A 14,667-nucleotide genomic window follows, 5' to 3' on the forward strand; every position below is an offset into this window, starting at 1 on the left:
AACTCTTAACCTACCCTATTTTTTTTTTTCAACTTTTTAACTTTAATGTTTAAGAATGCTAAAACTGAGTTGGTTATTATCGCTTATGACATGAGATAAGAACTTCATCTTGTTTTTTTGTGATATATTTTAGTGCTTTGAGTATTTTTGAACTCTCATTAGAAAATGATGCAAGACAAAGAACCTTCTATTTGTGAAGAAAACGTGTATAACGAATTGTTTCGGAAATATTACGAACCCGTAACAAAGTACATTTATTATAAATGCGGAAATTTGCATCAGGCCGAAGACATTGTTCAGAATGTATTTATTAAAATCTGGAAACTGTGTGCTACTATTATGTATTCGAAAGCAAAATCGTACATATATTCTGCCTCAAAACATTCCTTTTTAAATGAAGTTGCACACGAAAAAGTGGTTTTAAAACACAAAAAGACCATTGAGGAAAGCACAGATTATGAAAGTCCAGATTTTTTAATTGAAATAGATGAATTTAGAATGAAGTTAAAAGAAGCTATAAATACTTTAAATCCAAAAGAAAAGGAAGTTTTTTTATTGAGTAGAGTAGAAGATAAAACCTATAAAGAAATTGCTGAAATAACAGGGTTAACAGTTAAGGCTATAGAACGCCGAATGAGTAAAGCCTTAAGAGAATTACGTGAGATGCTCGGCGCACATATAAAAGTATAAAATAGGGTAAAGGCTAATTTAAATGTCTTATAGTTAGAAGCTTATAACAGAGGATGAATACTTACGATACAGATGATACTTTTTTAGGACGTTGGATAGCTGGAGAACTGTCTGAAGAGGAACTTATTGCTTTTAAAAACACCAAAACCTATAAGCAGTTTAAACTCATTAATATGGAGTCTCAATTATTAAGCGGTCCAGATATTGATGTTGAGAAGGCACTTCGTGATGTAAAACAAAGATTAAAGCAAAACAAATCTAAGACAAAAACAGTTCGCCTTTGGCAAACAATTAGTGTCGCTGCAATATTAATTCTAGCCTTAAGTTTCTTTTTCAATTCATCTAAAACCTACACGACTGCAATTGGCCAAACCCAAACTATTCTCTTAGAAGATGGTTCAAAAGTATATTTGAATGCAAATTCTAGTCTATCGTTAAAACGCTTTTTTTGGTCGAGTAATAAAACTGTAAACTTGAATGGTGAGGCTTATTTTGTGATTACAAAAAACAATGATTTTAAAGTAAAGACTTCAAAAGGTTTGGTAAAGGTATTAGGGACAAAATTTAATATAAAAGACAGATCTAACTTTGAGTTGAAATGTTACGAAGGGAAGGTAGAGTTTTCTCAATTGAACGATTCATCTTCTTCGAAGATCTTGACTCAGGGAATGCAAATAATAATTGATAACGATCGTGTTGATGATTTACATTTTAAAGAAGAATCACCTTTGTGGCAAAAAGGTATTTCTAAATTTGAGGAGCAACCGTTACATCTAGTATTAGAGGAATTAACCCAATATTTTGATATCAATTTTGATGCTCAAAACATTAACACCAACAGATTGTTTTCAGGAAGTTTCGATCATAACAATTTAGATCTTGCATTAAAAGCGACATTGGTTCCAATGGGAATAAATTATAAAGTCGAACAACAAACTATTATCCTTTCAGAATAAACCGAAAAGTCTAAATTTGCATTCCCAAATCAAACCCGTATGAAGCATTATTTTTTCGTTTTAGTGTTCTTTTTTTCTATGACGATTGTTGCCCAGCAAAAACAGGATTTCAAGTATTCTCAAACTCCTTTATCCCAAGTATTAAAAGAAATTCAAGAGAAAAATGACGTGTCGATTTCTTTTGCGTCCGATGTTATAGAAGACATTCTTGTTACTGTTGATATAAGGCAGGTGACTTGGATTGAATTTTTATCAGTTTTAGAAAGTGAAACAGGTTTGATTTTTGAAAAAATATCTGATAGTCAAATTATAGTCACACCTAATTCAGATAGCAATACACTAATCCCTATTGAAGCTTTAGATGATGTGATTATTTTAGGATATGTTACAAATGGGATCGATAAAAACAAAGACGGTTCTATAGCTGTAGATACTGAGAGACTAGGAATTTTACCAGGAATGGTAAATACTGATATTGCGCAAAGTATTCAATTAATTCCTGGGATTTCAACTTTAGACGAATCGGCAACTGGAATACAGGTTAGAGGTGGTTCTCCGGATCAAAACTTAATACTGTACGACAATATCAAACTATTTAATACGGGTTATTTTTATGGGATGTTTTCGTTATTTAATCCTTTTGCCACTCAAAAAGCAACTATTTATAGATCTGGAACAAGCGCTAGCTATGGCGATCGTATTTCTGGGATTATAGATATATCTAGTGGTCATAAAATTTATGAAAACACCAAAGGAGGACTTGAAGTCGATGGTCTATCTATTAATGGTTATTTAAAAACCGCGTTGTCAAGTAAGATAGGATTATATCTGTTTGCCAGACGATCTTATTCAGATTTATTAGAAACACCTACATATACTAGTTATGTCGATAAAATTTTCACAAATTTTGGAATTGCTAGAGATGTTAATGGGACTATTTTAGAATTAGAAACTGATGATGATTTTAGCCCAGAAACTAGTAATAATACATTTAATTTTGCCGACGTTAGCACCAAGTTAATTATAAAACCAAATGATAAGAATGATATTGAATTTAGTGCACTATATACTAGAAACCGTTTAGATTTTGATTTTAAAGGAGGAGATGAGGTGATTGTAGACTCGCTAATTACTCAAAATAAAGGACTAAGTTTTAATTGGAAACATAACACTAGTGAAAAACAGCAAGAGGAACTTACAGTTTATTTTTCTGAGTATAATTCTTACTATCAGAACGATGAGATAAAAGATGAAACAGGAGACGGTATTTTAGATCTTAGCGAAGTCAATATTAGAGAAAATAATATTACGGATATTGGCGTCAATTTTACGTCTGTTACTCAAATTGCAGCGTCTCAAAAGCTAACACTAGGCTATCAGTTGTCATATACCGATTTGGATGTCACCATTAGCAAAGAAGAACCGGTTGAATCTGAAAAAGAAGTCCTAGTACAAGATGATAATAATCTAAAAAATGCATTATTTGGAGAATATACTATAGATCTAAACAATAAGGGTTTAATTAATGCTGGTGTACGTTTTTCACATTATAGCAGCTTGAATGAATTTTTAATTGAGCCTCGCATTAACTTTGAATATGCTTTAAGTAAACGTCTAAGATCAAAAATTGCAATTGAAAGAAGAAACCAACCTATTTCGCAATTAATAGAATTCAACCATACCGAATTACGCTTAGAGAACAACTTATGGCGCTTGTCGGATGATGAACAATATCCATTACTCTCGAGTAATCAAATTTCAGGAGGGTTGTTATATTCCCATAAAAGCTTAAATATCGATATTGATTTTTATTACAAAGAATTAAAAGGGCTAACGACGTTTACAAATGGCTTTAGTAACCCTTTAGAAAATTTAGAACAAGGTGAAAGTACAATAAAGGGTATTGATGTTTTATTAAAATATAAACGAAACAATTATAAAGTTTGGCTAGGATATACCTTTAATGATATAACTTTTCAGTTTCCAAATTTAGAAGACACACCATCTAAATTTAACGGTAATAATGACATTACACATCAATTTAGAATTTCCAACTCATTTAAATTAAACAATTGGCAATTTGCTTTAGGATGGCAAATTAGAACTGGAAAGCCAATTACACCAGTAAATAGTTACACTATAGAAATTGATGCTGATGGTGAAAACGCTGGAGTTGTAAATTTTGGAGCTATAAATAGTGATAGATTACCGAGTTTTCATCGATTAGATGCTTCAGTCTTATATGATTTCAAGATTAAAAAAACAGATGCGCAATTAGGGATATCATTCTTAAATATTTACAATAGAATAAAACCATTAAATTTAATTTACAAGGCCGAACGTAAACCTCTAGATGATGGTGGTATTGCTGTTGAAGGTACGACTGGTGCAACTCCTGAAGAACGAGAAATTATATTAGAACAGGTGATTCAACGATTTTCATTAGGGTTTACACCTAATATTTCATTTAAGTTATTCTTTTAACGTATTAACTTTCCGAAGTTATAAAAGCAATGGTTTCTTTAACTACAACGTCTAATGCTTTAGGTAAATGATTTGCACTCCAAGGATGGCTTGCTCCAAAGACATGGTTAGAATTTTCAATAGAAATGAGCTGATTGATGGAACACCAAGAATCTAAAGCTTCGGCTTCCTCAAATTTCACCGATGGATCATCTTGAGCATGAACGATCAAAATAGGACTAGTAATTCGTTGTATCGCAGATTCTATATGAAAGCGCTCTTCATTGGCTTTAAAATCTTCATAGAATTGGTAGTTATGAGGCATTTGTTGTTTGGTTCTTCCGTTTAACACATACTTCACGCCATCTTTTCGCCATTGTTCCAAATCACCTGTAGTGGAGGTTCTCTTACCAAAACTACTTACACTTGCCCAAGTAACCAATTTGGAGATGCGATTATCTTCAGACGTTTTGATGATAGAAATCCCTCCACCTCTTGAATGTCCAATTAAAATAATCTCTCTTTTATTAATTTCGTTTTTGTATTCAAACGCTTCAGAAGTGGTAAAATTTAAAAGATCGTTTAGATCATCAAGTTCTTTTGTGTAATTATTTTCGGCGAAGGCTTCCAAGTCTGGAAAATCAATAGGGTTCTCAACGGTTCCGCCATTATGAGAAAAGTTGAATTTTATAAAAAACAGACCATGATCACTAAACTGTTGTGCAACTAGATCCCATGCACCCCAATCTTTAAATCCTTTATACCCATGACAAAAAATCACGACTGGTTTTTTCTTTCCGTTAGACTTAAAAAAAGCATCCCAAACCATTGGTTTTTTCTCATTTCTATATAAAACTTGATTTTTAACTATCATATTACACCTCTTTTTCTACAAAATCTATATCTAAATTATAAATTTCGGCAATTAATTTTTTAAGCTCAATTTCGAAGGCGTTCAATGTTTCTTCAGTAATAGCATATACTTTAGTTCTGCTATTTGAAGAAGGTTTTGTAGCAAACTTTAATAAACCAGAACTTAAATTTTTAAATGAAATAATACCAGCTTCTACGGGAAGATTAATCTTTGATGATTTTTGCATCATATAGGCGTACATCAGTATTTGGAAGCTTTTGCTATACTTGTTGTAATCTGTTGAAATTGCGTCCCAATCGACTATTTCTACTTTACTAGATTCTACTCGTCCAGTTTTGTAATCTATTATTCTTATGGTTCCGTTATAGGCATCTACACGATCTACTTTACCTATTAACATCACTGTTTTTGAAAGGCTTTCTAGGTGTAAGGGCACTTTGTTTTCGGTTTCAATAGCAACAATTTTGATCTCATTGCCTTGTTTGATATCCTCAATCTCCATATTCAAAAAATTGGAAATGTAACGTTGCGCAATTTCAAAAATGATAAGGTTTTTTCCAGACGTGATATCTCCTTCTTTAAATTCAGCTTTAAAATGGTGGAGTACTGTAGAGCTAATCTTAGATTTCATTGTTTTGATGATCTCTACTGTTAAAATCTGGTTTTCAAAAGGCTTATAAAAATCTTCAAGTGTATTATGAATTACAGTTCCTAATGTATTGTAAGCAACGCTTTCTTCGACCTCTTCATACTGCTTAATACCTAGCACCTTGTCATAATAGAAGTCAATGGGATTACGAATATAATTGGTCAATGATGACGGAGAAAATCCTTTTTGAGCCACCTTGTCTAATTTTTCTATAACGTCTGAAGTCTTTTGAATTTGCTGTAACTGTTGTTCGATAGAAGGTACTTGAGCCGAAATTAAATACTGTTGTATGTCATGTGTTTTATCAACTTCCAATTGTGTAATAAACCTACTTTTTTCACCACCATTAAGAACATCAGGTTCTGTATTGTACAATATATAAGCTGTTTTTGCACGTTGTAATAAGCGATAAAAATGATAGGTGTAAACCGCATCTTTTTCTTTGTAGGTAGGCAACTCGTTTTCTATTTTAACATCAAAGGGGATAAACGAATTATAGCTTTTTCCTGCTGGTAAAATGCCTTCATTAACCGATGTTATAATAACAGTTTCGAAGTCTAGCACACGAGATTCCAGCATTCCCATAATTTGTAAACCTTTTAGAGGTTCACCTTTAAAGTCTAATGTTTCACTCTTAATAAGTTCTCGATATAAACTAAAAAGTGTAGTTATGACTTTAATATGAGAAAAAGAGCTATTTAAAGTATCTAGACTATTAAATACCTGATGAAAACGATACAGATATTCTAGAGCTAATAAATTGTTTGATTTGTCTTGATCAAGGTTGATTTTAATCTTAGCAATAAGCTTAATGCAATGGTTTATAGCAGTTTTAGGGTTGTCATTCCAAGAATCGAACAGCAGCTTTAAAAGTGCTTTGTGAGTAGGAGCTATTTCGCATAAATCTTCTACAGTAAGCGATACTTTATTATTGAGCTGTATTTGGCTTATGATGTGTTCAGTGGCATTAGTGGTTTCAGTTTGAAACAAAGGAGAAACAAATTGATTGGATAAGACATCGACCACATTCTTATAATACAAAACCTGTGAAGGTGATTTATGTAAACCGAATAGTGCCTCAAATAATGAAGCTAATGGAATAACTTTTAAAGGTAATCCCATCGTGACGTTTATTGTGGTTATTGATTTTGGAATGGAGTTGAGTAAGGGTAATAGTAAAGTTTCATCACCTAAAACAACAGCTGTGTTTTGAAGATGACCTTTCTCATTATAAATACCTTCTAGAAGCTCTCCAACATATTTGACTTGACTAATATTTTTTGGAGCTCCAATAACATGAATATCTTTTTTTTCGGCATAAGATTCTCCAACCCAATTAAAATTATGTTTATTAAAATATTTCCAGTTTTGTTTGTGGTGTCTCGTAAACAAGCCTGCATCATGAATAGGGTCGTTTATAAAGGTTTTATCTATATCCCAATAGATCAATGCCATTTCCTGTTGTAATAACTCCTGAATTATGATCTCTTCAGCTTTATTGAGTGCATTAAAGCCAACAAACACAAATGTTTTATTTTCATGTAATGCTATATATTGTTCAATATTATTTACAGCTTCCCTATAAACGAGGCCTTGATAGGCTTTTTTCTTATGTTTAAGTTGCTTCTGAAATTTTGCGTAATAGACTTTTAAGCGATTCCAAAAAAGTAAGTAGTTTTTAATGTATTGTGTAGGCTGCTCATCTAAAGACCAATGCTTGTGTTCTATTTCTTTTATGGCAGATAAATAGTCAAAGACATGATTAGGAGGTATTAGATAACGATCAATTTCATTGAAGTCTTGAAGTAACAATTGAGCCCATTTAGAAAATTGATCAAAAGGCTCTATATTTTGCTTTGGAGTGTGTTTGAGGTAGACATCATAAAATTCAAATAAGAGCTCTGCATTAGTCGCATATTGAAAATCTGAAAGCGTTTCTATAAACTCTTCAATAGATAGTATTTCAGGTGAAAAGATAGTTTTGTTGACGTGATTTGATATGGCTTGCTTTAGAAATGTTCCAGCACGCTTACTAGGCAAAACAAAGGTCAATTGAGAAATGTCATGATCGGTTTCTAATAAATTTACAATGACGTCGTCTATGAATGTTCTCATTATATAAAAATAAAAAACGCTCCGATATTCGGAGCGTTTTTTTACTTATTTATGTTTGTAGTGAAACTTATTACTTAAGTTTTACTTCTACACGTCTGTTTTCTTTTCTACCAGCTCTAGTTTTGTTAGTAGCGATAGGATAATCTTCACCGTAACCGTTAGCAGTTAATCTGTCTGCACTAATTCCGTTTGCGATTAAGTAATCTCTAACAGCGTTAGCTCTTCTTTCAGATAAAGCCTGGTTAGTTGATTTAGAACCTACACTATCAGTATGACCGTCGATAGAGAAATCTGCTCTTGGGTATTCTTTAAAGATAGCTACCATTGCTTGTAATACAGCATCAGTTTCTTTTTTGAAAGACGCTTTTCCTGAATCAAACAAGATAGATCTTGCGTAGTCATTTAATTGCTTTAATACAGGCTCAGTTGGCTTAACTTCTGGACAACCGTTGTTAGCAACAGTACCAGCTTCGTTAGGACATTGATCATCTTTATCTAAGATTCCGTCACCATCAGTATCAGGCCAAGGACATCCTTTGTTAGCAGAAGGACCTTTTTCGTTAGGACAGTTATCATCTTTATCAGCAACACCATCAGAATCAGCATCTGGACAACCATTTAAAGCTTTTAAACCAGCAACTGTAGGACAGTCATCATCTTTATCAGCAACGCCATCAGAGTCAGAATCTGGACATCCATTAAACTCAGCTAAACCAGCTTCGTTAGGACAATCATCTTTAGAATCTTCGATACCATCGTTATCAGAATCTGGACAACCGTTGAATGCTTCTAAACCAGGAACGTCTGGACAAGCATCATCTTTGTCGTATATACCATCACCATCAGTATCTTTTCCACCAAATCTGATAGAGATACCAGCAGAATGTTGCCAGTGCTTAGGAAGGTAATCTTCGAAAGCGTGCTTATATGAAGTTTGAACGTTAAAACCTAAGTTATCGTTTAACCAAACATTAAGACCTAAAGTACCATTTAATGTACCAGCACCAATTTCATCTACCCAAGTGTAACCACCACCAACACCTAAATAAGGGTCAACAGTTGAAGAGTTGATGATATCAGCAAAGCTGTAAGAAATAGTTCCATCAGCAGCGTAGTAAGATAAGTCGTCTGCTCTAGAATCTCCAATTTTCTTAATTTGGTTAAGAGAACCTGCAACAGAAATACTAAACCCATCACTTAAATATCTCGATACAGAGAATCTAGATAAAGAAGGTAAAAAGTTGTAGTGATCGTTTGCGTTAAAAAATTCGTCAAAGTAGTCACCTAATGGCGCTTCTTCTCCAACTGGATAAAGGTCAACAGCATTGACACCGATATCAAATTTCCACGGGTTGTTTTGATCTTGCGCATTAGCACTGAAGCTTAATGATAATAACAAAACGAATAATAATCTGCTAAGATTTTTCATATTCTAAATAATTTTAATTTTAAGTGTTAATTAAAGGCAAAAGTAAGTTGTTAAATTTTATTAACAAAGACAAATATATAAAAATATTGATTATTGGTACTAAAAATAAGGAGTTTGGACTGATTTTAAATAATTTCAAGTTTTTCTCCAACCTTAATAAATGCCTCAATAGCCTTATCCAAATGTGCTTTTGTATGAGCCGCTGAGAGTTGTACGCGGATTCTTGCTTTCTCTCGCGGTACTACTGGGAAAAAGAACCCAATTACATAAATACCTTCGTCCAACAGCATTTTTGCCATAGTTTGTGATAGTTTAGCGTCATACAGCATCACAGGTACAATTGCCGAGTCTCCATCAATAATATCAAAGCCAGCTTCCTTCATTCCTTTTTTAAAGTAAGTAGTATTACTTTCTAGGGTATCTCTTAATGTTGTATCGTTGGCAAGCATATCAAAAACCTTAATTGAAGCGCCTACTATTGCTGGAGCTAAAGAATTAGAGAATAAATAAGGTCTAGAGCGTTGTCGTAAAATCTCAATCACCTCTTTTTTTGCAGTTGTATAACCACCCATAGCGCCACCCATAGCCTTACCAAGTGTTCCTGTAATAATATCTATTCGTCCTAAAACACCTTTTTCCTCTAAAGTTCCTCGTCCAGTTTCACCAATAAAGCCAGTAGCATGACATTCGTCAATCATGACAAGCGCATCATATTTATCAGCTAAATCGCATATTTTGTCTAATGGAGCAACTAATCCGTCCATAGAAAACACACCATCGGTAACAATGATTTTAAAACGCGCACCATTCTCATTAGCTGCAATGAGCTGTTGCTCTAAGTCTGCCATATTATTATTTGCGTAACGGTATCTGGCTGCTTTACATAAACGTACGCCGTCAATAATAGATGCATGATTCAACGAATCTGAAATAATAGCATCTTCTTTTCCTAATAACGGTTCAAAAACGCCACCATTAGCATCAAAGGCCGCTGCATACAAGATTGTATCTTCGGTTCCGTAGAAATTGGCAATCTTTTGTTCAAGCTCTTTATGGATGTCTTGCGTTCCGCAGATAAAACGTACAGAAGACATTCCAAAACCATGAGAATCCATAGTGTCTTTTGCCGCTTGAATCACTTCTGGATGTGATGACAATCCTAAATAGTTGTTAGCACAAAAATTTAAAACAGTTTGACCAGTACTCAGGGTAATTTCTGCACCTTGAGGCGAAGTAATAATGCGTTCTTCTTTGAAAAGCCCATCATTTTTTATTGTTGCGATTTCATTTTGTAAGTGTTCTTGTATTTTTCCGTACATGATTGATTGATTTTTTACAAATTTAGAATTCTTTTATGGTAATATCATCATTAATATAAATTAGAATTTTTTTTATGACTTCAAAGCCCATTTCTTCTAAAACATATTGATAATCGTAGAGTTGTTCTTTGTGACTAGAATCTTGCAAACCTGTTTTGTAATCTATAATGATGGCTTGATTGCTAGAGTTAATAACTACTCTATCTGGTCGTAATAGTTTTCCTTTTTTTGAAATAATATCTTTCTCATTATACACGATTAGATTGTCTTCAAAAAGTGCTTTTAGATCCTTGTGATTTACAAGGTTATGTATAATGTGTTGTAAGGTTTTGGATTGCTCCGAATTAATAAACCCAGAACTTAAAAAATGATCTATAGCAAAATCAACATCATGTTCTGTTTTAATAAGTGCCATGATTTGATGAACCAAATTACCGCGTTCTATAGCTTGTTCTTGAGCGGTATCCCATAAATAACCAGAGCTTGTAATAATATTAAGGTTCAGCTCTTCTTTTTTGGTTGAAATAAATTGACGCTGTTCTATAGTATCCAGATTAGAGCCTTCGGCTTCTAAAACTTTTTTAGCTTCACCAAAAGTATACTGCATTTGCTCTTCATTCCATATCCCAATCGTTTTTAAATAATTAATAAATAATCCAGAATAATGAGTTAGCTTTTCTAATTGATTTTTATCTACATCATATTCTGATATGATATAGAGTTGACCAATAGCTCTAGTTAAGACTACATAGAGCAAATTAAGACTGTCTAATTCTAATTGTGCACGATAATCTCTATAAATTTGAGCACCTAAATCATTAAATTCTTCAAGGTCTTTATTTAAATTGATATATAAATTTGAAAAGCCTTCAAAAAGAGTTTTGTCCACAGGGAACCATACTTTAGGACTCATATCAAAATAAATATCTTGATTGGCATAAGGAAAAATCACTACAGGAAACTCTAAACCTTTAGACTTATGGATGGTCATAATTTGAATAGCATTTTCACTTTCAGGAGAGACAATACTTAATTTGTCTTTTTTACGATCCCAATAGTCTAAAAAACCTGAAAAACTCGCGTTGTATTTTTGAGAGTAATCAAATACTTCATCTAAATAAAATTGAATGTAAGCATTAGAGGTTTCATTTAAATGGAATCCTCTAATAATACTTTCTACCGCTTCATATATAGGTAATTGTAAAAACTCGCTATAATTAAACTGAAAGCCAAAACCATGTAACGCTTCAAATAAAGCCATCGGTTTTAAATGAATGAGACGACTAAAGAACTCATGTTTATTAATCGATTCAAGTTTTTCTTCTGCTATAAAATTGAGGAGTTTAATTTTGATTTCATCATTTTGAGCCTGTAAGCTTAAGGTGATGAGGTGATTTATAAATTGAACTTCAGGAGCATTTTTGAGTAACAAAGTTTCAGAAGAAATAATGTCAATATCTAAATCGCTAAGATACTCGGCGATGGCGATTCCTTCTTTAGTTTTTCTAACTATGATACATATATCCTTTCTTTTAAAACCTTGGTTTTCTACTTTTTTAATGGTGTTTAAAACGGCTTCGCAATGTAGTTCATTTTTGTCTTCGCCTTTAGTATCTAAAAACGATAATTCAACATAGCCAATTGCTCCTAAGAATACATCTTGTTGTGCATTTTTGTAGATGAATTGGTGGTCTGTATCAGAGAACGCAAAATTTGAAATGTGATCAAAAAAAGCATTATTGAACTCCACTATTGTTTTATAGCTTCTGTAATTGAATGTTAAATCTCTAACATCTTGATCAGTAGCCAACGGCTTCTCTTTTTCAGAATACAGATCAATAAATTGTTCTGCTCGTCCTCCTCGCCATCTGTAAATTGCCTGTTTAGCATCGCCAACCAACATTGCTGTTCCTGTTTCCCCTTTAAGGTTTTCTCCAGATACAGCATTATTGACTAGAGGAATTAAATTACGCCATTGTAAGCCAGAGGTATCTTGAAACTCATCAATAAAATAGTGTTTAAATTTTTCGCCTATTCGCTCATAAATAAAAGGGGCAGGTTGTTCTTTGATTTCATTATTAATAAGATTATTAAATTCTGAAATAAGTAATAAATCGTCTTCATCTTTAATCTCTTGAAGTGTCTTTCCTATTGCACTTAAAACCGATAATGGCGTAATGTTTTTTAATGCATTGTTTAAAAATTTAGACGTATAAACAAGTCTTTTAATAGTTAAATAGTTGGTTTCTATTTCTGGAAGTAAACGATCAATTGACGTTGCCTTTTCTGCATCAAGTGTTTTATTGTAGATTGAAGTATTAGATGCTAAATTGTCTTGCAGCTTATTACTGTAAAGTCCAGAGAAACTTAGACTTTGAGCTTTTTTAAAATGATTTGGTAATGTTTTTCTGGTGAAGTCTTCAACATCCAAACCATTAGATTCTATAAGATTTAATGTGGCTTGAGCTAGATTTATAATTTGGTGTTCAACTTCGATTTTCTGTTTTTGCAGTTTGGATTTTAAGGCTTTAAAATCATCTAAACTTTTATCTTTTAACTCGTCTAGATATGGGATTTCATTTTCATTAACTAATAGTGGTGCTATGGCATTTAAGTCATAAGAGATATCCCAACTTTTATCGTCATCCATTTTTTCAAAAGCAAAATCAACCAATACCTTAGTTAGTGCTTGATCGCTTCCGGCTTTATCAATAAGTTTATCTACTGCTTTTCCAAGCAGTGTTGCAGCGTCTAATTCTACTTCAAAATTTATTGGAAGTTTAAGGTCGTAAGCAAAGGTTCTAATGAGCTTATGATTAAACTTGTCTATAGTAGAGATATCAAAAGCAGCATAATTATGTACAATACGATGCAATACTATTTTTGATCTATTGTGAAGTTCTTGTAAATCAATATCAAGTTCTTCTACCAACACTTTAGACATACTATTTGGCGATTCTAGAATGTTGTCTTCGGAAAATAGTTTGAGCATATCTATAACACGCTCTTTCATTTCACTAACAGCTTTGTTTGTAAAGGTGAGTGCTAGAATGTTTCTAAATGCTAATTTACTTTTAGATTGAAATAAAATTTTGAGATAATCTTTTACTAACGTGAAGGTTTTTCCGCTTCCAGCTGAGGCATTGTATATAGTAAAAGGTGATTGATTTTGCACGCTTAAAATTATAAAAACTATCTATGAGTTCATAGGTATTTAATATTTTTAATTGCGCTGTTTTATGCGTAAATTTGGAGGAATTAAATATTAACAATAAAACCAATAATATTATGGCTTTCGAATTACCGAAATTAAAATATGCATATGACGCATTAGAACCACATATTGATGCGCGCACCATGGAAATACATCACTCAAAGCATCATAACGGATATACTACTAAATTAAATGCTGCTATTGAGGGTACAGATTTAGAAGGGAAGTCTATAGAGAATATCTTAGGTAATCTTGATATGAACAATAAAGGTGTTAGAAATAATGGAGGTGGATTTTATAATCATTCATTATTTTGGGATGTGATGAATCCAGAAGATAGAGGTTATCTTTCTGGAGAGTTGAAAGATGCTATTGACGCTGAATTTGGTTCAAAAGATGCTTTTGTTGAAGCATTTAGTAAAGCAGCAGCAACGCAATTTGGATCTGGATGGGCTTGGTTATGTGTTCATAAAGGCGGAAAAGTTGAGGTGTGTTCTACACCAAATCAAGATAATCCGTTAATGCCTGGAGTATCATGTGGAGGCACACCAATTTTAGGATTAGATGTATGGGAACATGCGTATTATTTGAACTATCAAAACAGAAGACCAGATTATATTGACGCATTTTTTAAAGTAATCAACTGGAACGAAGTTGAGAGACGCTATGCAGAAGCAAAATAATTAACGTCATATAATATAGAAATAAAGCAGACTCATTTGGGTTTGCTTTTTTTATGCTTCGGAAATGAAAACTGATTTAATTTGAGTACGACTGAAAATGAAAAAAGGTGAACGAGAGTTCACCTTTTTTGCCCCAAATCTACCATAAACTTAACCTACTTATGTTATGGTGAAACAAATATAACAGCACTTTTATTTAATATTTTAATTTTTTAGACCAACGACGAATAAATTGGCTTAAACGGAAAAATCACTGTTTCTGATGGTTTTAGAAC

Annotated in this window: 9 protein-coding genes; 4 read left to right on the plus strand and 5 right to left on the minus strand. The window is 32.7% G+C overall.

Annotation, left to right across the window (positions count from 1 at the left end; translation table 11 throughout):
• Positions 1–165: 165 nt before the first annotated feature.
• Genes KWG70_RS04205 through KWG70_RS04215 form a run of 3 tightly spaced genes read left to right on the plus strand, consistent with a single transcriptional unit; the run spans position 166 to position 4,130 of the window.
• Positions 166–690, plus strand: coding sequence for an RNA polymerase sigma factor (locus tag KWG70_RS04205; protein ID WP_230934726.1), 525 nt, complete (start codon positions 166–168; stop codon positions 688–690).
• Positions 691–743: 53 nt separating this feature from the next.
• Positions 744–1,646, plus strand: coding sequence for a FecR family protein (locus KWG70_RS04210; protein ID WP_230934727.1), 903 nt, complete (start codon positions 744–746; stop codon positions 1,644–1,646).
• A gap of 39 nt (positions 1,647–1,685) precedes the next feature.
• Complete coding sequence (locus KWG70_RS04215) at positions 1,686–4,130, plus strand: TonB-dependent receptor plug domain-containing protein (protein WP_230934728.1); 2,445 nt, start codon at positions 1,686–1,688, stop codon at positions 4,128–4,130.
• Positions 4,131–4,134: 4 nt separating this feature from the next.
• Here KWG70_RS04215 and KWG70_RS04220 read toward each other — a convergent pair whose 3' ends face one another.
• The 5 genes from KWG70_RS04220 to KWG70_RS17940 form a co-directional block, all read right to left on the minus strand.
• Positions 4,135–4,983: an alpha/beta hydrolase family protein gene (locus KWG70_RS04220; protein WP_230934729.1), complete on the minus strand. Its 849-nt coding sequence runs from the start codon at positions 4,981–4,983 to the stop codon at positions 4,135–4,137.
• Position 4,984: 1 nt separating this feature from the next.
• The gene (locus KWG70_RS04225; protein ID WP_230934730.1) at positions 4,985–7,747 is read right to left on the minus strand and encodes a PD-(D/E)XK nuclease family protein; all 2,763 of its coding nucleotides are present in this window, start codon (positions 7,745–7,747) and stop codon (positions 4,985–4,987) included.
• A gap of 70 nt (positions 7,748–7,817) precedes the next feature.
• Positions 7,818–9,176 (minus strand): OmpA family protein, encoded by a 1,359-nt coding sequence (locus KWG70_RS04230; RefSeq protein ID WP_230934731.1) that lies wholly within the window; start codon positions 9,174–9,176, stop codon positions 7,818–7,820.
• Positions 9,177–9,301: 125 nt separating this feature from the next.
• A complete protein-coding gene (gene kbl / locus KWG70_RS04235) occupies positions 9,302–10,495 on the minus strand; it encodes a glycine C-acetyltransferase (RefSeq protein ID WP_230934732.1) in 1,194 nt (397 codons plus the stop codon).
• Positions 10,496–10,517: 22 nt separating this feature from the next.
• Positions 10,518–13,670 (minus strand): UvrD-helicase domain-containing protein, encoded by a 3,153-nt coding sequence (locus KWG70_RS17940; RefSeq protein ID WP_230934733.1) that lies wholly within the window; start codon positions 13,668–13,670, stop codon positions 10,518–10,520.
• 113 nt (positions 13,671–13,783) lie between these two features.
• Between KWG70_RS17940 and KWG70_RS04245 the strand changes: the two genes are divergently transcribed.
• Positions 13,784–14,392, plus strand: a complete 609-nt coding sequence (locus KWG70_RS04245) for a superoxide dismutase (RefSeq protein ID WP_230934734.1) — start codon at positions 13,784–13,786, stop codon at positions 14,390–14,392.
• The last annotated feature ends 275 nt before the right edge of the window (positions 14,393–14,667 follow it).

The sequence above is a fragment of the Psychroserpens luteolus genome, assembly GCF_021032705.1.
Lineage (GTDB): Bacteria > Bacteroidota > Bacteroidia > Flavobacteriales > Flavobacteriaceae > Psychroserpens > Psychroserpens luteolus.

Bases quoted from the DNA above. Each gene is read 5' to 3' on its own strand.
- KWG70_RS04205 (WP_230934726.1), top strand. From the start codon at position 166: ATGATGCAAGACAAAGAACCTTCTATTTGTGAAGAAAACGTGTATAAC.
- KWG70_RS04210 (WP_230934727.1), top strand. From the start codon at position 744: ATGAATACTTACGATACAGATGATACTTTTTTAGGACGTTGGATAGCT.
- KWG70_RS04215 (WP_230934728.1), top strand. From the start codon at position 1,686: ATGAAGCATTATTTTTTCGTTTTAGTGTTCTTTTTTTCTATGACGATT.
- KWG70_RS04220 (WP_230934729.1), bottom strand. From the start codon at position 4,983: ATGATAGTTAAAAATCAAGTTTTATATAGAAATGAGAAAAAACCAATG.
- KWG70_RS04225 (WP_230934730.1), bottom strand. From the start codon at position 7,747: ATGAGAACATTCATAGACGACGTCATTGTAAATTTATTAGAAACCGAT.
- KWG70_RS04230 (WP_230934731.1), bottom strand. From the start codon at position 9,176: ATGAAAAATCTTAGCAGATTATTATTCGTTTTGTTATTATCATTAAGC.
- kbl (WP_230934732.1), bottom strand. From the start codon at position 10,495: ATGTACGGAAAAATACAAGAACACTTACAAAATGAAATCGCAACAATA.
- KWG70_RS04245 (WP_230934734.1), top strand. From the start codon at position 13,784: ATGGCTTTCGAATTACCGAAATTAAAATATGCATATGACGCATTAGAA.